17 protein-coding genes are annotated in these 18,656 nt (G+C 43.3%); 1 reads left to right on the plus strand and 16 read right to left on the minus strand.

What is annotated here, in order from left to right; genetic code table 11:
- Positions 1 to 59 precede the first annotated feature (59 nt).
- The 13 genes from L0M85_RS02605 to trpX form a co-directional block, all read right to left on the minus strand.
- Positions 60 to 1,205: an FtsX-like permease family protein gene (locus tag L0M85_RS02605; RefSeq protein ID WP_238656426.1), complete on the minus strand. Its 1,146-nt coding sequence runs from the start codon at positions 1,203 to 1,205 to the stop codon at positions 60 to 62.
- A gap of 3 nt (positions 1,206 to 1,208) precedes the next feature.
- Positions 1,209 to 1,889 carry an ABC transporter ATP-binding protein gene (locus L0M85_RS02610; RefSeq protein WP_238656427.1) on the minus strand — a complete coding sequence of 227 codons (681 nt, stop codon included), beginning with the start codon at positions 1,887 to 1,889 and terminating at the stop codon, positions 1,209 to 1,211.
- The gene (locus L0M85_RS02615) at positions 1,886 to 2,461 is read right to left on the minus strand and encodes a TetR family transcriptional regulator (RefSeq protein ID WP_003002793.1); all 576 of its coding nucleotides are present in this window, start codon (positions 2,459 to 2,461) and stop codon (positions 1,886 to 1,888) included. The genes L0M85_RS02610 and L0M85_RS02615 overlap by 4 nt, the downstream gene beginning before the upstream one ends.
- A 144-nt stretch (positions 2,462 to 2,605) precedes the next feature.
- Complete coding sequence (locus tag L0M85_RS02620) at positions 2,606 to 3,529, minus strand: aldo/keto reductase (RefSeq protein ID WP_048691048.1); 924 nt, start codon at positions 3,527 to 3,529, stop codon at positions 2,606 to 2,608.
- Between the two features lie 256 nt (positions 3,530 to 3,785).
- Positions 3,786 to 5,000, minus strand: coding sequence for an ABC transporter permease (locus L0M85_RS02625; protein WP_238656428.1), 1,215 nt, complete (start codon positions 4,998 to 5,000; stop codon positions 3,786 to 3,788).
- Positions 4,997 to 5,890: an ABC transporter ATP-binding protein gene (locus tag L0M85_RS02630; protein WP_013903836.1), complete on the minus strand. Its 894-nt coding sequence runs from the start codon at positions 5,888 to 5,890 to the stop codon at positions 4,997 to 4,999. The genes L0M85_RS02625 and L0M85_RS02630 overlap by 4 nt, the downstream gene beginning before the upstream one ends.
- An 11-nt stretch (positions 5,891 to 5,901) precedes the next feature.
- Positions 5,902 to 6,675 carry a DUF3169 family protein gene (locus L0M85_RS02635; RefSeq protein ID WP_048691042.1) on the minus strand — a complete coding sequence of 258 codons (774 nt, stop codon included), beginning with the start codon at positions 6,673 to 6,675 and terminating at the stop codon, positions 5,902 to 5,904.
- Between the two features lie 2 nt (positions 6,676 to 6,677).
- Positions 6,678 to 6,887: a helix-turn-helix transcriptional regulator gene (locus L0M85_RS02640; protein WP_003002675.1), complete on the minus strand. Its 210-nt coding sequence runs from the start codon at positions 6,885 to 6,887 to the stop codon at positions 6,678 to 6,680.
- A gap of 13 nt (positions 6,888 to 6,900) precedes the next feature.
- The gene (locus tag L0M85_RS10065; RefSeq protein ID WP_342751245.1) at positions 6,901 to 7,209 is read right to left on the minus strand and encodes a hypothetical protein; all 309 of its coding nucleotides are present in this window, start codon (positions 7,207 to 7,209) and stop codon (positions 6,901 to 6,903) included.
- Between the two features lie 234 nt (positions 7,210 to 7,443).
- Complete coding sequence (gene pheT, locus L0M85_RS02650) at positions 7,444 to 9,849, minus strand: phenylalanine--tRNA ligase subunit beta (RefSeq protein WP_238656430.1); 2,406 nt, start codon at positions 9,847 to 9,849, stop codon at positions 7,444 to 7,446.
- Between the two features lie 172 nt (positions 9,850 to 10,021).
- Positions 10,022 to 10,537, minus strand: a complete 516-nt coding sequence (locus L0M85_RS02655; protein WP_048691034.1) for a GNAT family N-acetyltransferase — start codon at positions 10,535 to 10,537, stop codon at positions 10,022 to 10,024.
- A gap of 2 nt (positions 10,538 to 10,539) precedes the next feature.
- Positions 10,540 to 11,586, minus strand: coding sequence for a phenylalanine--tRNA ligase subunit alpha (gene pheS / locus L0M85_RS02660; RefSeq protein WP_048691032.1), 1,047 nt, complete (start codon positions 11,584 to 11,586; stop codon positions 10,540 to 10,542).
- Between the two features lie 314 nt (positions 11,587 to 11,900).
- The gene (gene trpX / locus L0M85_RS02665; protein WP_195611776.1) at positions 11,901 to 12,905 is read right to left on the minus strand and encodes a tryptophan ABC transporter substrate-binding protein; all 1,005 of its coding nucleotides are present in this window, start codon (positions 12,903 to 12,905) and stop codon (positions 11,901 to 11,903) included.
- Between the two features lie 547 nt (positions 12,906 to 13,452).
- On the opposite strand from trpX, the gene L0M85_RS02670 reads away from it, so the two are divergent.
- Positions 13,453 to 15,114 carry an NFACT RNA binding domain-containing protein gene (locus L0M85_RS02670; RefSeq protein ID WP_238656431.1) on the plus strand — a complete coding sequence of 554 codons (1,662 nt, stop codon included), beginning with the start codon at positions 13,453 to 13,455 and terminating at the stop codon, positions 15,112 to 15,114.
- Positions 15,115 to 15,284: 170 nt separating this feature from the next.
- Here the strand turns inward: L0M85_RS02670 and budA are convergent, their stop codons facing one another.
- The 3 genes from budA to L0M85_RS02685 all read right to left on the minus strand — a co-directional run bounded on the left by budA (position 15,285) and on the right by L0M85_RS02685 (position 18,549).
- Positions 15,285 to 16,016, minus strand: a complete 732-nt coding sequence (gene budA, locus L0M85_RS02675; protein ID WP_023027055.1) for an acetolactate decarboxylase — start codon at positions 16,014 to 16,016, stop codon at positions 15,285 to 15,287.
- Between the two features lie 135 nt (positions 16,017 to 16,151).
- Positions 16,152 to 17,390: a tetratricopeptide repeat protein gene (locus L0M85_RS02680; protein WP_023027056.1), complete on the minus strand. Its 1,239-nt coding sequence runs from the start codon at positions 17,388 to 17,390 to the stop codon at positions 16,152 to 16,154.
- Positions 17,380 to 18,549 carry an AI-2E family transporter gene (locus L0M85_RS02685; RefSeq protein WP_048691022.1) on the minus strand — a complete coding sequence of 390 codons (1,170 nt, stop codon included), beginning with the start codon at positions 18,547 to 18,549 and terminating at the stop codon, positions 17,380 to 17,382. The genes L0M85_RS02680 and L0M85_RS02685 overlap by 11 nt, the downstream gene beginning before the upstream one ends.
- Between the last annotated feature and the right edge of the window lie 107 nt (positions 18,550 to 18,656).

Consider the following 18,656-nt stretch of genomic DNA (forward strand, 5'->3'; position numbering starts at 1 on the left):
TGGGACGACGAAATCGAATTCTAACGAATTACCGATTTCTGTCCCACTCTCTTTTCTATTTATTCAGCTAAGAGTACTTCTTTGATGGTTTGTTTTTGGAGTTTTCTGTTGGATAGATAAAAGAGGCTTTCATAAACCACCGCAAAACCGAGCAAGGTCCAAAAGCACACATTCCCATCAAAGTTGTGCTCAATCTTTTCAGGTACCGTGTCTTTGATCACACCAATCAAGATTTCCATGATGCCATATTGATAAGCCGTCCCAAGGGCAAATCCTAGATAAGCCCAGAAACGATAGGGAGCGAGAATATGACTTTGGCATTCACGATCGGTGTAGCCAAATGCCTTCATAAGAGCCAAGGTTTCGCGACTTTCTGAAACGACAATCCCCAATGACAAAAAGAGGATCGAGAAAGAAAGAATCAAACCAATCATAATCATCATCGTTTGGATGATGTCATCTGTGTAGTCCCTTAGCCCAAAAGACAATTGAACCATGGACGCGAAACACATAGAGCCAAAGACCACAAAAAACAAGATCGATTTTCTCCCCCAAATCAGCGACGAAGACAGCTCTTTTAGGAAGGATTTCTCTTTTTTAGGAGCCCTTTTTCTCCTTTTGACCTTAATCGGTGTTGGAGATTTTTTCAATAAGCGAAGGGCCGGCGTTTGTAGTTGTCTTCTAGCATAAGCAATCGCAAGGACCATAAAGAAAGTCGTTGGCAGTATCACCAAAGCGACCAAGAGCTGCCAGTGAAAATGAATGGTAATGTCTGGCAAAATCCCCTTCTCATTACGAAAGTCATAAAAATGTCCCATCATGAGAAATGAAGCGCAATAGCCAAGAAGCGCTCCAGCTCCAAAACTCAGTCCAAAAGCCCAAAATCGTTTCGCCAACTGGACATTGCTATAACCCAAAGCCTTTAAAATTCCTAATTGTTCCTTGTGGTCATCGACAAATTGTTTGATATAAAAACACATGAGAAGGATCGACGTCAAGGACAAGACAAGCCCACTGACCATGGCCACCATCCAAGATAGCGAAACCTGGGCATCATAGTAGGTATGAATCATGGGATTGGTTTTCGAAATCTCCAACTGCTCGATATCCAGGTAAAAATTCAAGAAGAGATTGGCTACAAAGACTGCACAAGCCCCAATGATACTGACGACAACTAATTTTCGAATATCTTTTACTGAAAACATGGCTTACCATCCAATCTCATAGGCAGTCTGAGGCTGATCGTTGATCACAACTTGGGTAATCTTGCCACTATTGACGCGAATGATGGTTCTGGCCATATCCGAAATATTTTGGTTGTGCGTCACCATGATGAGGGTAAAGCCCAGTTTTTCCTTCAGTTTCCAGATATAGTCGAGAATCTTGCGCCCTGTTTCTTCATCCAGGGCTCCCGTCGGCTCATCTAAGAAGAGAATCTCTGGCCTTTTGGCCAAGGCCCGAGCAATGGAGACTCTCTGCTGTTCCCCACCAGACAATTCACTCGGATACTTGTCCAGCTTATCGCCAAGCCCCAAATCCTCGATGATCTGCAAAAAATCATGATTGTTTGCCAGGTCAGCTCCCATCTTTACATTTTGTCTGACCGTCAGATTCGGCAATAGATAATACTGCTGGAAAATAAAGGCAATCTTCTCCCGTCTAAAGGCTGTCAATTGAGCATCTGTGAGTTGTGATAAATCTTGTCCTTGAATGAGGATATGCCCTTCGTCTACCTTTTCTAAGCCTGATAACACATTTAAGAGAGTTGATTTCCCCGATCCAGAAGGGCCGAGGATAACCACATCATCCTGGTCTTGAATCTGCAAATCAATCTCCTTTAAAACCTTGGTTTGGCCGTAACTTTTGTGCACATTTTCTAGTTGAATCATTTCTTTCCTACCATTTCTTTGATGAGAGATTGACAAACCTCTGTCAGTAATCCAATCACTTCTTCCATGCCGAACTGGTAAATACCAGAAGCAACCATAGAGGCCATCCCGTGTGAGTAGATAAATAGATGCTGGTACAAGCGACTAGCCTCCTCTACAGTCAAAGGATAGTCTGCGACAATCGAATCCAGAACCAATTGGTAACTATGATCCTTCATGGGAAGAAAATCTTGAAAGCGACGAATCGGATCTTTGCTAGGATTTTGGAAAAGCAATTGAAAGAGTTGGGGTTCTTTTGAGGCGAAAAGGATATAAGCAACCCCGACAGATCGGAAAGGTTTCTCATCTTCTAAGGCCTTGCGAATATACTCCACCACGACCATCTCCGCAGCACCAATAACCTCTGCTTGTAACTCAGCCATATTAGCAAATTGCCCAAAAATGACTCTCGGTGTGGCTCCCAGTTTCTCCGCTAATGCTCGAGCAGTTAAACTAGCCATTCCCTCTTCTCTCACCAATTGTAAAGCTGTCCCAATGATAGCCTCTTTACTAAATTTAACCTTGGGTGGCATAAGACTCCTTTCGCGCAACATTCGTTGCGCAACACTTGTTGCATAAAGATTACCATAAAAAAGAAAGACTTGTCAAGAAAAAACTGAAAACCACAAAAAAACCAGACCACCGATAAGAGTGGAATCTGGTTTACTAACAAGATTCTAAGGCAAATCATTTCCCGCCGCCAAGTAGATTTGATACCATTCCTTGCGAGTTAGGGTGACTGTTGCTGCTTTTCCTGCTTCAAGGACATGCTGGGGCTTGGTCGTTCCGATGACGGACTGCATCTTACCCGGATAGCGGAGGACCCAGGCAAGGGCGATAGCTGTCGGTGTGACCTGGTATTTTTTCGCCAAATCATTGAGGACGTGATTGAGAGCCGCAAACTCTTCTTTACCGACAAAATTCCCCTTGAAATAGCCATGCTGGAGAACAGACCAGGCCTGAATCACCGTATCAGTTAAGCGACAATACTCAAAGACACTGCCATCTCGCACGGCTGCTTTAGGCCCTTCCATGTTGACATGAAAACCAGCTTCAAAGCTCGGTGTAAAGGCAGCACTCAACTGCAACTGGTTGATCTTGAGAGGCTGTTGGACAGCCGTTTTGAGCAATTCCATCATCATAGGGTTTTGATTGGACACCCCAAAATGGCGGACCTTGCCCGCTTGCTCCAAGTGATCAAAAGCTGCCGCCACTTCTTCCGGCTCCATGAGGGCATCCGGTCGGTGAAGGAGGAGACTATCTAAGCGCTCGATCTGCAAACGCTCGAGAATGCCATTGACGGAGTCCAAAATATAGTCCTTGGAAAAATCAAAATAGGTAAAGCCGTCTTTGCGAATCCCACACTTGGACTGGATCCACATCTGGTCCCGAAGATCCGGACGACGCTTGAGAACCTTACCCAGCAGGACCTCACACTGGCCATCGCCATAGATATCCGCCAGATCAAAGGTGTTGATCCCAATCGACAAAGCTGCCTCCACCAAGGCCTCCACCTCATCTTCACTCATCTGACTGATCCTCATCATCCCAAGGACAATCGTGGACAGACGCTCATTTTCAGCAAACTCAATATAGTTCATGTCCGCCTCCTTTTCATTCTTCTTTCATTATAATGTAAAGAAGATCAAACAGCAATGATTTCACAAAGCAAAACGAGGCTGGGACAAAAGTCCTAGCCTCTCAATTTTCTTTGGATTGTCGAGCAAGACGCAGTGGTTGAGTGGGCTCTACTAGGCTGATTTCATCAGCTTATACAGCCCTACTCAACTGTGCGGAGGTGGGACGACGAAATCGAATTCTAATAAATTACCGATTTCTGTCCCACTCTCGTCTCTTTTAGCGATAGCTCAAAGCTTTTTTAACAGTCTTGACTAAACCTAGGTCATCTGTTTGTAAGATAAGGCTAGAATAGATTTTTCCAATGATCATGGTGCCGAGGAGCGTGAAGGCCAAGGCAATTCCGAATGATCCCCATGATTCAAGTCCACTTGCATAGCCATTGATGGTACGGAATGGCATGAAGAAGGTTGAAATGAATGGAATGTATGATCCAATCTTCAACAGAAGGACATCACCTGCGCTACCTAAGGTAGTTACTCCAAAGAAGCTAAAGAACACTAACATCATCAGTGGCGAAATCGCTTTTCCTGTATCTTCTGGACGAGCAACTGTTGAACCTAGGAAAGCTGAAAGAACCACGTACATGAAGATTCCAAGAATGATCAAGAATAAGGTATTCAAGGAAATGGATTGTCCAATATGTTGGGTGATAGGAGAGTCTGGAGATAAGATATCTTTCACAAGAGGAATGGAGTCTCTAAAAATCCAAACGCCTCCCAATCCGACTGCATAGATACCAATATGAGTACAAATGACTCCGAAAAGACCAATCATGCGAGCATAGAAATAGTGAGTTGCGCGAATGCTTGAGAAGACCACTTCCATAATCTTGGTCCCTTTTTCACTGGCTACCTCTTGAGCAGTGATACCTGAATAAAACATCAGAATCATGTAGATAAGAAAACCGATTCCTCCAGCTACCACGGTCTGCACCATTTTCAGCCCTTCTTTCTTCTCATCAATTTTTTCAGTCAATGAGACCTGTTGCGAAAGGGCTGCTAACTGCTCTTGGCTTAAATCCGCTTTAGAAACATTGAGCATTTGTTGGACCTGACTCAATTTAGCCATAAGGATTGCTTTGAAACCTGGCTTCATGGCATCCTCACTCTGGTAGCGAGCCTCTAGCTGGCCATCCTTTTCTTCAACTGTGAGGATTCCCTTGATTTCTTCCTCTTTCATGGCCTTTTTAGCTGCTGCTTCGTCCTTATAGTCAAAGGTCAAGCCATCGGTCCCTTTCAAGACTTCCTTGACAGGAGCTTGATCTGTAATCAAGGCGATGTTGCTTTTCGCAGATGTAGAAGATCCGACGAAATAGTTCACTCCAATCGTCAATCCGAAGAAGAGAAAGGGAGTAAGCACCATCAGTAAAAAGCTCCATGATTTCACTTGGCGTAAATAAGTTTCTTTGATAACAATCAGCATCTGTTTCATACTTCTACTCCTGATTCTAGTTTAAAGATTTCATCAATGGTTGGGGCTTGTTGGTCAAAGGTTGCTAGATAGCGACCCTTGGTCAACTGATCAAAGAGGTCCGGACCTGCTGTTTCATCATCCAATACCAACTTCCACAGGCCTTGCTTGGTCATGGTCACCTTGGTCACGTGAGGCAGCACTTCCAACTCCTCTTTACTGAAGTCATTGGATACGAAGAGACGAGTCTTCCCGAAGCTATTGCGAACTTCTTGTACGGGACCTGAAAGAATCACAGATCCATCACGAATCATAACCAACTCATCACAGAGTTCTTCCACATTGGTCATGACGTGGTCAGAGAAGATAATGGTGGCACCGCGTTCTTTTTCTTCAAAAATGACCTGCTTAAGCACTTCTGTATTGACAGGATCCAGTCCGCTAAAAGGCTCATCCAGGATGATCAATTTTGGCTCATGGATCATGGTAATGATCAATTGAACCTTTTGCTGATTCCCTTTTGAGAGGCTCTTGATCTTATCGGTTAATTTTCCTTTTACTTGGAGCTTTTCCATCCAGATTGGAAGTTTCTCCTTGACCTCAGCAGTTGACATTCCTTTGAGATTAGCAAGGTAACGGACTTGCTCATAGATGGTTAACTTAGGCATAAGGCTTCGCTCTTCTGGCAGGTAGCCAATTTCCTTATAGGTTTCTTGACTGATTGCTTGGCCATCCAATTGGATATCACCGCTGTAGTCAAGGAAGCGGAGGATACTATGAAAGATAGTGGTCTTCCCAGCTCCGTTCTTCCCGATCAAACCTAAGATGGATCCTTTTTTCGCAGTCAAGTCAATGCCGAACAAGACTTGCTTCTTGCCAAAACTCTTTTCTAAATTTCTAATTTCTAACATGAATGACTCCTTTACTCTTTATAATAACGTTTGGTAATCTTGTATTGAGAGACCAAGATATAGACATAAATTAGTGATACAACTACTAATGCTAACAAGATATCTGCCTGGAAAGCAATGCCAACTAAGAATATCGCCATTAAGGAAATCGGTAAGACATAATTGCTTAACTTGAAGACAATATCGTAATTCTCCTCGTAGCAAATTTGTTTCTCTGCCTCATCTATCATGCTCATTATTAGTTCACGGACTTCTGCCCCACTAGCATTGCGTGGGATTGCTTTTCCATAAATCTGTTTGAAGGTTTTTCGAAACTGATGTTCTAGCCCAAAAGTAAGAAGGAACAAAGCAAGAAAAATAAGCGGGATGGTGTATTTCCCAAAAGCACCTGTTAGTTTTTCTTCATAGACTAGTTTTTGGCAAGAGAAGAAAATCACTAATAGATAGGGAACAATCATGACGCCTTTGAACATCGTAGCCAAGTCATAGATTCTTCTCGTTTGGCTTTCATAACGGTAGGCTTCGTCTTCATCTTCTGCCTCCTCCATCATCTGATAAGACTGGCGCGATGAGATGAGGTAGGTAGACGCAATCCCGAAAACCACCAGATATAAAATGATTGACCCTATATAGATCATATCTCGATCAAATAGCTTTTGGAATTCAATAGGATGGTCTGAACCAAAATAACCTGTCAAAAAACCAATGATTAATCCTGATAGGACCATGGCCATGTTTCTCCAAAAACGAAAACGGGCTGACCTTTCTTTTAACTTCTTTTTCACTTTTATTCCTCTCCCTCTACTAGACTAAAGACATTCTCCACCGGTTCCTTGAAAATCTGGGCGATGGTGATGGCAATAATAACCGAGGGGGTGTATTCCCCCCGCTCCAAGAGACTGATGGACTGGCGCGAGACTCCTGCTAGCTTGGCTAGCTCGGATTGGTTGAGGCCATCACGCGCCCTCAGCTCTTTCAGTCGATTTTTTAAGATCATGGCTTTCGCCCCCTTATAGTTGAATACCTTGAATATCTTCGATGCGGACTAATTTGGTTTCCCTCTGTTGTTTATGATTCACACGAGTCAGTTTGACCCAATCTTCGTCGATATCCAAAATTTCATACTCGAACCCAACACCACTCACTGTAACAGTGGCCGTTTGGCCTTTCAATTCTTCTAAAATTCTAGACATGTCTTGATTTCCTTTCACTTGTTTTTCTAATCGTCTAATGCGTTTGTTCAACCTTTTAATCTTCTTTTCTGAGCTCGCATAAACCATAATCAGAAAAGGGATAAAAAGAATCCATATGGCTCCCATAAGAAACCTCCCCTTCTTTCAACTAAAATCATTGTAACACTTCTTTTTCTTTTTGACAAGTATTTTTGTCAAAAAAATAAAAATATTTGTCAAAAATAGAAAGATGGTTGACATGGATATTTTGAGTCCTTAAAGGAATTTCTTTATTTTTATAGGGTTTTAAGCTCTATATCAAGTAAATTCTGTAAGAAAAAAACAGCTGAGAAATTCTCAACTGTTTCAAATTTTTACGATTTACCGCACTTCTGCGTCTACTTTTTCTTCAAGGGAAGCTTGGATTTTTTCCATGTAGCGTGCGACTTCTTCGTCTGTCAAGCTATCTTCTGGATTTTGGAAGGTCAGACTGTAGGCCATAGACTTCATTCCGACACCCAGTTTTTCACCTGAGAAGACGTCAAAGAGTTTGATGTCTGTCAAGCGTTTCACGCCCGCAGCTTGGATGGCATCGACCACCTCTTGGTGGGTCACTTCTGCTTTAAGGAGAAGGGCGATATCACGGCTCACCGCTGGGAACTTGGTAATTTCCACAAATGGAGCGGCTGGTTGAAGGGCTGCTTCGATAGCTGAAAGGTTAAGTTCTGCTACATAAGTCTCTGGAATATCATAAGCCTTAGCTGTTACAGGGTGCACTTGACCGAGAAAACCGATCACTTGATCACCGAGTGAGATCAAGGCTGTGCGTCCTGGGTGAAGGCTGGAGATTTCAGAGGTTGCTGTATAGGTCGCTTCAAGACCCAAACGAGCAAAGAGAGCTTCCAAAATTCCCTTAGCATAGAAGAAATCAACTGGAACCGCAGCTGTTTGGAAGTCTTTTTCAGCGACTAAACCAGTCAAGGCAAAGGCAAAGCTGTTGATCTCATTTGGCAATTCTTCTTTTGGATTGCCCGTTTGCTCGAAGACTTTTCCAATCTCGTAGAGAGCCAAGTCTTTGTTCTTACGCGCTACGTTGTAGGCAACTGTATCAAGGATACCAGAAACCATATTTTGACGGAGGACTGAACGGTCCACGGTCATTGGCCACATGAGCTCTGTTAAGTTACTTGGTCTAGTCGTAAATTCAACTGCTTTTTCAGGGGTTGTCAGAGCGTAGGTGATGATTTCAGTCAGTCCTGCTCCTTCTGCAATAGTGCGAACTTTACGACGCAATTTTTGAGTCACAGTCAATTCACCGGCTGTCCCATCGTCTTTTGGTAGACTAGTTGGCAAGCGGTCATAACCATAAATTCGAGCGATTTCTTCAAAGAGGTCCGCTTCGATAGTGATGTCCCAACGGCGACGTGGTACGCTAACTGTAAAGCTTTCTGCATTTCCAGAAAGGCCAAATCCAAGGCGACGGAAGACATCTTCTACATCCGCGTAGGAAAGCTCTGTACCAAGGACACGGTTAACGTCTGCAAGAGTGGAAGAAACTTCCACGTCCGAAGTATCTAGTTGGCCTGCTGAAACGATACCTTTACGAACAGTCGCACCAGCCAATTCAGCAATCATGCTTGCTGCCGCATCAAGGGCTTCATTAACAGTTGCCACGTTGATGCCTTTTTCAAAGCGAGAAGATGATTCTGAACGAAGGTTGAGGCGACCGCTGGTCTTACGGATTGATTTGCCATTGAAGACAGCAGCTTCAAGGACAACACGACTAGAGTTTTCAGAGATTTCCGTCGCTTGTCCACCCATAACACCTGCAAGGGCTACTGGTTTGTCTGCAACCGTAATCACTAAGTCAGTTACTTCCAAGTCACGTTCTTCCCCATCCAAGGTCACCAATTTCTCACCAGCACGCGCTTCACGCACACGGATGTCAGTCCCTTCAAAGGTATCCAAGTCAAAGGCATGCATAGGCTGACCAAAGTAAAGCAGGATATAGTTGGTCACGTCAACGACATTGTTAATCGGACGGATGCCTTCGTTCATGAGGAGGTTTTGCAAGCATTGTGGACTTGGTGAAATAGTCACATTGTCCAAGATACGGGCTGCATAGTAAGGTGCCTTGTCTGTGTCAATGCTGACTGAAAGAGCATCTGCTGCAGCTTGGTCTGTTTCTGTTAAAGTAAATTCTTTGAAGGTGACTGCCTTGTCATAGATGGCTGCCACTTCGTGCGCCACTCCACGCATTGAAAGGGCGTCTGCACGGTTTGGAGTGATGGAAAGTTCGATGATTTCATCATCCAAGTCTAGGTAAGAGAATACTTCCTCACCTGGTACTGCATCATCCGGCAAGATTTGGATGCCATCTGCAAATTCCTTAGGTACAACGGAATCAGAAATGCCCAATTCACCAAGTGAACAGATCATCCCTAGTGACTCTAAGCCACGGATTTTCCCTTTTTTAATCTTGTAGTTATCCGCGATGCGAGCACCTGGAAGAGCCACCATAACCTTGATTCCTGCACGCACATTTGGTGCTCCACAGACGATTTGACGAGCTTCTTCTTCGCCCACATTGACTTGGCAAACATGAAGATGAGTTTCTGGCACATCTTCGCAAGACAAGACTTCTCCGACGACAATTTTTGAGAGGCCAGCAGCTGGTGATTCGACACCTTCTACTTCAATCCCTGTGGTTGACATTTTTTCAGCCAACTCTTGTGATGGCACATCAATGTCCACCAATTCTTTTAACCATTTATAACTAACTAACATATGTAAGATACCAAGGGCTAAGCAGAAATCTAGATATCTTTCCTAGATCTCCATCCACCCTCGTTTTGATCCTTTCATTTTGTGTTTTCCAGCTCGAGGCTAGCTTAGGAAGGTCTAATAACCTCCCCTTCTCTAGAATGGAAGCTTCCAATTCTGAGACTTCTTGTCCATTCTAGATCAATTTCTTTCTCAACAACCAGTCTGTATCCACGGTATCTCCGGTAACATACTGGTGTTCACTAAATCGTTCAAAACCAAAGCGATAGTAAAAATCTTGCGCCTTAAAGTTGCGTTCCCAGACACCTAGCCAGGCCCACTCAAAGCCCCGGCTCTTGGCTTGATCCAGCGCAAAGATAAACATTTCCTTGCCAAAACCAGCCCCATGAAATTCCTTTTTGACATAGATCCGTTGGATCTCAAAGGACTTGTCCATCTCTACTGGCTCCGTCTGTGCTTGCCCCCAATTGATCTTGAGAAAACCACAGATTTCTTGTTCTTCATTGAGGACAAAATAGATTTCAGATTCTGGATCTAGCAGATCCTTCTCGATTTGCTCCAAAGAGAGCACGGTAGAGAAGTACTCTTCCAAGTCTTCCTCAACAATATAGGGACCAAAGGTCTCCCGATAGGTTTCCACCTCTAGGTCACGTAAGGTCTGTAATTGATCGATTTTTACTCTAACTAACATGATTATTTAAACTGTTCTGAGAAGCGAACATCTCCTTGATAAAAGCCACGGATATCATTGATTCCATAACGAAGCATGGCTACACGCTCCTGACCAAGTCCAAAGGCGAATCCTGAATAGACTGTCGAATCAATGCCACTCATCTCGAGCACGCGTGGGTGAACCATACCGGCCCCCATGATTTCGATCCAACCTGTCTTCTTACATACATTACATCCCGCTCCACCACATTTGAAGCAAGATACATCGACCTCAACGGATGGCTCGGTGAATGGGAAGTAAGAAGGACGCAGACGGATTTGACGTTCTGCACCAAACATCTTCTGCACGATCAACTGAAGCGTTCCTTGAAGGTCTGCCATAGAAATGTTCTTCCCAACAACCAAGCCTTCGATCTGATGGAACTGGTGACTGTGGGTCGCATCATCTGTATCCCGACGGAAAACACGCCCTGGAGAGATCATCTTCAAAGGCCCCTTGCTAAAGTCATGCGCATCCATGGCACGCGCTTGAACTGGCGAAGTATGGGTCCGAAGCAAGATTTCTTCTGTGATGTAGAAGGTGTCCTGCATATCACGAGCTGGGTGATCCTTTGGCAAGTTCATGCGTTCAAAGTTGTAGTAGTCTTTTTCGACTTCAAAGCCATCTACAACTTGGTAGCCCATCCCGATAAAGATATCTTCGATTTCTTCACTGGTTTGGGTCAAGACATGGCGATGACCAACTGCGACTGGACGTCCCGGAAGGGTCACATCAATACTCTCACTAGCTAATTTGGCTTGGACTTTCTTTTCTTCCAAGAGCTTAGCTGTTTCTTCAAAGGCAGCCGTCAAAACATCACGCGCTTCATTGACGTGTTTCCCGATAACCGGACGCATTTCAGCAGAGACATCTTTCATCCCTTTAAGGATTTCAGTAAGGGAACCTTTTTTCCCAAGGACAGAAACGCGTAGCTCTTGCATCTCTTTTTTATTTTCAGCAGAGATCTGCTTCAAGGCTGCCAGCGTTTCTTCTCGAAGCGCTTTTAGTTGTTCTTCAATCGTTGACATATTTCCTCCATCATGGTCCTCACTCAGACATAGAAAAAACCACGTGCCACACCCATATTCGGAGCGTTGACACGCGGTACCATCCGTTTTTTATCTGAAACTCAGACCTTAATTTCTAAATCCTTGCGCAAGTGAATTCACTCAGCTTTCATGCAAAGAGCTTTCAGTCACGGCTCTTCTCCCTGTTGCACTTCCCTTGAGGTACTAGTCTTGCAGATTTCTATTCAGTTACATTCTAGTTTAGCAGATTTTACAAAAAATGACAAGTGAAGCCTGTTTTTCTTCACTTGCCATTCTTGTTATTCGTTTGGTTTTTATTCGATGACTTGTCCAGCTTCTTTCAAGACAGATTCTGGAATGGTAATGCCTAATTCTTCTGCCACTTTTTTGTTAATGACAGACTTACCATCTGTGAAGATTTCAACTGGTGTGTCAGCTGGTTTTTGACCTTTCAAGATCTTCGCAGCCATTTTACCAGTTGCCACGCCAAGATCATGCTGGTCTACGACCACAGATCCTAAACCACCTGCTTCGACCATGGCTGTCGCACTTGGGAAGATTGGTTTTTTAGCTGTTTTGTTTGCTTCAACTACCGTTGAGAAGGCTGATGCAATGGTGTTATCGATTGGAACCCAGATAGCATCCACTTTACCAGTCATGACAGAAACCGTTGAAGCAATTTCATTTGTAGAAGGGACTGAATAAGGAACTACTTTGTAGCCTGCTTTTTCAGCCAATTTTGTAAATTCTTCTACTTGAGTTTTAGAATTATCTTCACTGGTTGAGTAAAGAACCCCGATTGTTTTCACGTTTGGAGTCAACTCTTTGATTAACTTCAACTGTTGTTCCGTTGGGTTGTGGTCAGATACTCCTGTGATATTGCCACCAGGTTTTTTCAAATCTTTGACCAAGTTTGCGCCGACTGGGTCTGTGATAGCACCCATGACGATTGGTTTGTCCTTAGTCGCACTAGCCAAACCTTGAGCAGATGGGGTTGCGATTCCGATCAAGACGTCGTTGTTATTTTGAACCAATTGCTTACTCATGGTTGCAACCTTGTTTTGGTCTCCTTCCGCATTGAGGAATTCGATCTCAATCTTGTCCTTGTCGTAGCCTTCTTCAGCCAAGCCATCTTGAATCCCCTTGTAGATTTCGTCTAGCGATGGGTGGCTGACTAACTGTAAGACACCAACTTTTACCTTTTTGGTTCCATCTGTTTTATTCGCATCCTTTTTATTGGTTAGTATTGGGTAAACAACAGCTACCAAAATAACAGCTAGTAAAGCACCAATCATTCCCAATACACGTTTGTTTTTCATATTTTTTACCTCTATCTTTTATTTTTTCGTTTTTTTTCATCTTTGTTAAAAACTGAGTCGCCATCGTTTCTTCATCTTCTTTTCTCCCTTCTTTCTTGAAACAAAAAACACGCCTACACATAGCGAAAGCTATGTGAGGACGTGTCATCGCGGTGCCACCTCACTTATGGGAAAATGGATAAACTCCTCCCACATCTCTGTCTTGTCTAGCAACAAGTTGCACGATAAGGTGTGCCGACCGAATTTTTATTGTTTCAAATTCATCTCATCATTAGTCCAATTTCATAAATGTCCACTACCCACTTTCACCAACCGTGAGCTCTCTAATAAATTTTCATTTACTACTTTTCTAATTGAATCCATTGTAAATGTTTCTGTAAGCCTTGTCAATACTTTTTTATGTTTTTTTTGAAAACGTTCGGCATTTCCTGAAATTCTTTTCCTAGTGAGGTTGTTTTTGCAAAATGTTTGTCCTTCTTCTTCCTAGGTTTTCAGGCACTTTTTTGATATAATTTACTAGAACTAGTCTAGAATGTTGAGGAAACCCATGTCTTTTGATGGATTTTTTTTACACCATATGGTGGATGAATTACAAAGCGAACTCTTAAATGGTCGCATCCAAAAAATTAACCAACCCTTTGAACAAGAGTTGGTTTTACAAATTCGTAGCAACCGCAAGAATCAAAAACTCTTGCTTTCTTCTCACTCTGTTTTTGGACGGATCCAACGGACCCAGACCAACTTCGAGAATCCTGCCTTCCCCAATACCTTTATCATGGTCATGCGCAAGTATCTCCAAGGAGCAGTCATTGAGCAGATCCAGCAAGTGGAGAATGACCGCATTTTAGAAATCGCCGTCTCTAATAAAAATGAAATTGGAGATGATATCTCTGTGACTTTGATTATTGAAATCATGGGCAAGCACAGCAATATCATTCTTCTGGACAAGGCGACAGGAAAAATTATCGAAGCAATCAAACATGTTGGCTTCTCTCAAAATAGCTATCGGACCATTTTGCCAGGCTCGACCTATCTAGCTCCTCCAAAAACCGATGCGGTCAACCCTTTTACAATCAAGGACGAAGCATTATTCGCCTTTCTCCATCGGGAAGAGTTGACACCTAAAAACCTTCAAACTCATTTCCAGGGTCTTGGTCGAGATACTGCTCAAGAATTGGCCAGTCGATTAGAAACTGGAGAAAAACTAAAAACCTTCCGAGCATTCTTTGAAGCTCCAACAGATCCTCGTCTAACGAAAAAATCCTTTGCTGCTCTCGCTTTTGCTGATAGCCAGGAGGAAACCTTTGAGACCTTATCGGATCTCCTCGACCACTATTACTTAGACAAGGCCGAGCGCGACCGGGTCCAACAACAAGCTGGAGAACTCATCCGCAAGGTGGACAATGAACTAGAAAAAAACCGGAAAAAGTTGGCCAAACAGGAAGCCGAACTGGCAGCGACAGAAAATGCCGAAGACTTCCGGCAAAAAGGGGAGCTTCTCACCACCTTCCTCCATCAAGTCCCAAATGATCAAGATCAGGTCACCTTGGACAACTACTATACCAATCAACCTATCACCATTGCTTTGGATAAGGCTTTGACCCCCAGTCAAAATGCGCAACGCTACTTCAAGCGTTACCAGAAGCTAAAAGAAGCTGTTAAACATTTGACCTCTCTCATCCAGGAAACCAAGGAAACCATCTCCTACCTGGAAACAGTCGAAACCGCTCTGGCCCAAGCAAGCCTTTCTGAAGTCGCCGAGATTCGAGAAGAGCTGATCCAAACAGGCTTCATCAAACGACGCAACCGAGAAAAGATCCACAAACGCAAAAAACCAGAGAAGTACTTAGCCTCAGACGGCAAGACCATTATCCTGGTCGGCCGGAACAATCTTCAAAACGAAGAATTAACCTTCAAAATGGCTAAGAAAGATGAACTCTGGTTCCACGCTAAGGATATTCCAGGTAGTCACGTGGTCATTACAGGTAACCTCAACCCTTCAGATGAGGTCAAGACAGATGCAGCTGAGCTAGCGGCCTATTTCTCTAAGGGACGCCTCTCTAATCTGGTCCAAGTCGACATGATTGAAACCAAGAAACTTAACAAACCGACCGGAGGAAAACCTGGCTTTGTAACCTATACTGGTCAGAAAACCCTACGGGTCACCCCTGAAGAAGAAAAAATTAAAGCCATGCGTATCAATGAGTAATAAAAAAGAGGCTGGGACTTTTGTCCCAGCTTTTCTCATATTGATGATAAAAAGTTTCAGTGTATGTTTGAATGAACCTCAAAGTATACCTCATTTTTTAAGCATACTAAGGTTCTTATATGTAAAATAACTTTGTCTACATTTTAAAAGGTTGAGCGACGCTCAACCTTTTATTCTGCTTTATTGATATCCTCTTTGACCTGGTCAACATTAAACTTAGCAAAGAGATATTGGCGATCCTGGACAGGGAAACGTTGATCCAATTGATCAATGGCCCCAACTTCAACAATCCCTTCTTTGATAACAAAATCCATGACATGACCTCCGAAGGTATGATCATCTGAGATAAAGTGAAGGTGATAGCCTGCTACACTGACCCCATGGAAAATCTCTGGTGTCCAAAAACCAACAATAGTTCCTGTAACATTTTCTCGCGTAAATTCAGGCTGATGGGTCGCCACATCTGCAAATTTGGTGTCTGAAGTTGATTTGGGAATCATACGCACATGCATCTTGGCGAAATCACCGTGAATCTTGATGGAACGAAACAAATTTTCGCCATCATAATAAGATTCAATGCGAGCCTCTAATTCCTCATCTGTCATCTCAAAGCGCTGACGAAAAATCACTTCGGCCTGATGGGGAACGATAGCCGCATAAGGGACTGTCGCATCCGGGGCCACTTCCACAATCTCTGGCTCCTCCCCTGATCCCTTAGCTTGGTAGGCCTTGCCATCTAAGACAATCAGTTCGCCATCAATGGAGTCCAAGGTCCCAATTCCAAGATCTCCATGCTCTAGTAATTCTTTAATGGTAAAGGATCCTCCATAGAGACCAGCCATCAAAGCCCCCAAGGTATTGTATTGAAACAATTTCACCGGTTCCATTATCTTCTCCCTCATTCATCTTGTCTTCTTTTCAGCCCTTCCAGTATACCACATTCTCAAGGACAATGACAGAAAAGACTGATTAAAAAAGAGCGGGCCAGAACAAGGATGCACACTTGTTCTGATTCCCGCCCTTCAAGGGTCAACTAGTTAATCTTCTAACAGGCTCTCATAGAAAGCTTGCATTTGCCCATCATCTGGGACTAGCTGCAAATAGCCTTCTGCCACTTCCCGGGCTTTTGCGATTTGTCCCAACTCTCTCAAGAGGTAACTATAGCTTTCTAAGTACTCTGGATTTTCTTTCAAATCTGGGTAGAGCTCTTCATAGATCGGAGCCGCTTTTTCAACCTCTTCGAGTGCTACCAAGGCACGAGCGATATTCCAACGGGTGACGACATTTTCCACTTCCACTTCTTGCCATTCAAGGACGTCTTCATAACGTTCCTGTTCCAGATAAAGAGTTGTCAGACGAAGGGCGATATCTTCAAGATCCTCAGCAACTTCTTTGGCTTCTAACAAATACTTCTCTGCTTTTTCTGGCTGGTGCAACTCGTAGGCCAATTGGGAGGCTAGAAGGAGGAGATAAGCGTCAAAAGGATTCTTTTGGATTCCTTGCTCTGCTATTGCTAACGCTGTTTCTCGGTCATTTTCAGCTTGAAGAGCCAAGGCATAGCCGTATTCATACCCTTCAAAGTCTGGCGACAGTGTATCAATCTGCTTGAAGTAGATCAGAGAACGTTGATACTCTTCTCGGTCAGAGAGAAGGGTTGCCAATTCATAGGCAATCTGGTCATCAAACTCAATTTCCAAGGCCTTTTCTAAAAACTCAATAGCAGACTCAAACCGACCCAGATTCGCATAAGCATAGCCAATCCGCTGGTATGTGGAAATGCCCGTTTCTTCTAAAATGAGACGGTTGTCTAACTGAGCATACTCTTGAATGGCTTCTTGGTAATTTTCAAGTTCTAAATCAATCTCTGCCAAGCCTAGTTGAATAATAGGGTCATCTGAAAGAGTCGCTGCTTCCATCAGTTTTTCTCGAGCCACATCTGCCAAGCCCTCACTTTGGTAGAGGTCTGCCTTGACTAAGAGACTGGCTAGATACCATTCCGAACTTTCCGGGATTTCTTCCAAATAAGCAAAGGCTTCTTCCATTAGTCCATCTTCCGCTACGATAGTGGCTAGACTCAGATAGACCTCTGGATAATCATCTCTCAGATGCAAGTAGGTTTGCTTGGCTTCTGGGTAAAAACCAATACTTTCAAAATATTGTCCCAATTCTAACAAGGTAGCTGGATCATCTTCTAGCAAAGCCTTATCCAAATAAGCTGGCAGACGATCTAGCTCTTGTTTCTCAATTGCTTCTAGAATTTTTTGACTATTCTTCACTTTGAATTTCCTCAACTTCGTCCTTTTCGTACAAACCACTGACCTCTTTATACCATTCAAATAGAGCACTGATGACTACTTTAGCCGAAGCATAAACCGGGATTCCTAAGAAGACTCCCCAGATTCCAAACATAGAGCCAGAAGTAATCAATACAAACAGAATCGTGATTGGGTGGATATTGAGCTGACTCCCCAAGACAAGTGGGGAAACGAAACGTCCCTCGATTGTTTGCTCAACAATAAAGACAATGACGACTTTGACAAACATCTCTGGTCCTGCCACCAACCCCAAGACTAAGGCTGGGAGCATGGCCAAGAAGCTGCCCAAGTATGGTATCAAGTTCAAAAAACCAGCGGTTACACCGAGTGTCACAGCGTAACGAAGCCCAATGATCTTAAGCAGAAGAATAAACATTAAAGCTACGATGATAGCAACAGTAATCTGACCTCTGACATAATTAGCCAATTGTGTATTGACATCAGACAGTACTTTGTCTGCAGATTTACGAATCTTGGTTGGCAAGAAACGGATGATTTGCCCTTTTAAGTTCTTTCCATCTCTCAAAAGATAGAAGACGATAAAAGGCATAATAATCAAAGCGATAATGACCTGAGAGGCGACAGTAATCAGATTGCTGACCCAGTTGACTGCTCGGGCGGAAAAAGAACTCGCCCAACTGGTAATATTCTGCGACAATTGGCTGGTCCATTCATCCAGCTGAGGCTTGATTTCTGGCGACACTTTGTTGTCTAAGACATCATCGATGGTCCTATTGGCCTTTTCCAAGTAATCTGGCAGGTTCTTCATAAAACTAAGAACTTGATGTTGAATAGCTGGAATAGCGACAGCCAAGCCCCATAAAATGAGAAGCGCGATCAAAATAAAGACGATGGAAATTGCAATGATCCGTTTGACTCGGTGCCTTTCCAAAAAGTCCACGATTGGATTTAACAAATAATAGAGGAGCCCTGAAATAATGACTGGTAGCATGACTGCTGCTCCAAACTCTAACAGGGGTGTAAAAATAAAACTAATCTTGCTGAGAACTAAAATATTCAATCCCATCAGTAAGGTTACTAGAAAAACAGTAATGGCTTTATTATCTACAAACCATTTAAAAAACCAGGATAAACTAAAATCTTTTTCTTTATGTTCCACGGGAATCTCCTTCGTTTTCAATCTGTCTTTATTTTAGCATTTTTAGTCCATAATTTCACGATATAGCTGAAATGTGAGCTTTTTTTTAATGCTTAGCTTGTCAATCC

The organism is Streptococcus sp. DFI.7.26 (assembly GCF_022240605.1).
Classification (GTDB): Bacteria; Bacillota; Bacilli; order Lactobacillales; family Streptococcaceae; genus Streptococcus; species Streptococcus xiaochunlingii.

Excerpts from the sequence above, each read along its gene's own strand:
- L0M85_RS02605 (WP_238656426.1), bottom strand. The coding sequence starts at position 1,205 with ATGTTTTCAGTAAAAGATATTCGAAAATTAGTTGTCGTCAGTATCATT.
- L0M85_RS02610 (WP_238656427.1), bottom strand. The coding sequence starts at position 1,889 with ATGATTCAACTAGAAAATGTGCACAAAAGTTACGGCCAAACCAAGGTT.
- L0M85_RS02615 (WP_003002793.1), bottom strand. The coding sequence starts at position 2,461 with ATGCCACCCAAGGTTAAATTTAGTAAAGAGGCTATCATTGGGACAGCT.
- L0M85_RS02620 (WP_048691048.1), bottom strand. The coding sequence starts at position 3,529 with ATGAACTATATTGAGTTTGCTGAAAATGAGCGTCTGTCCACGATTGTC.
- L0M85_RS02625 (WP_238656428.1), bottom strand. The coding sequence starts at position 5,000 with ATGAAACAGATGCTGATTGTTATCAAAGAAACTTATTTACGCCAAGTG.
- L0M85_RS02630 (WP_013903836.1), bottom strand. The coding sequence starts at position 5,890 with ATGTTAGAAATTAGAAATTTAGAAAAGAGTTTTGGCAAGAAGCAAGTC.
- L0M85_RS02640 (WP_003002675.1), bottom strand. The coding sequence starts at position 6,887 with ATGATCTTAAAAAATCGACTGAAAGAGCTGAGGGCGCGTGATGGCCTC.
- L0M85_RS10065 (WP_342751245.1), bottom strand. The coding sequence starts at position 7,209 with ATGGGAGCCATATGGATTCTTTTTATCCCTTTTCTGATTATGGTTTAT.
- pheT (WP_238656430.1), bottom strand. The coding sequence starts at position 9,849 with ATGTTAGTTAGTTATAAATGGTTAAAAGAATTGGTGGACATTGATGTG.
- L0M85_RS02655 (WP_048691034.1), bottom strand. The coding sequence starts at position 10,537 with ATGTTAGTTAGAGTAAAAATCGATCAATTACAGACCTTACGTGACCTA.
- pheS (WP_048691032.1), bottom strand. The coding sequence starts at position 11,586 with ATGTCAACGATTGAAGAACAACTAAAAGCGCTTCGAGAAGAAACGCTG.
- trpX (WP_195611776.1), bottom strand. The coding sequence starts at position 12,905 with ATGAAAAACAAACGTGTATTGGGAATGATTGGTGCTTTACTAGCTGTT.
- L0M85_RS02670 (WP_238656431.1), top strand. The coding sequence starts at position 13,453 with ATGTCTTTTGATGGATTTTTTTTACACCATATGGTGGATGAATTACAA.
- budA (WP_023027055.1), bottom strand. The coding sequence starts at position 16,016 with ATGAGGGAGAAGATAATGGAACCGGTGAAATTGTTTCAATACAATACC.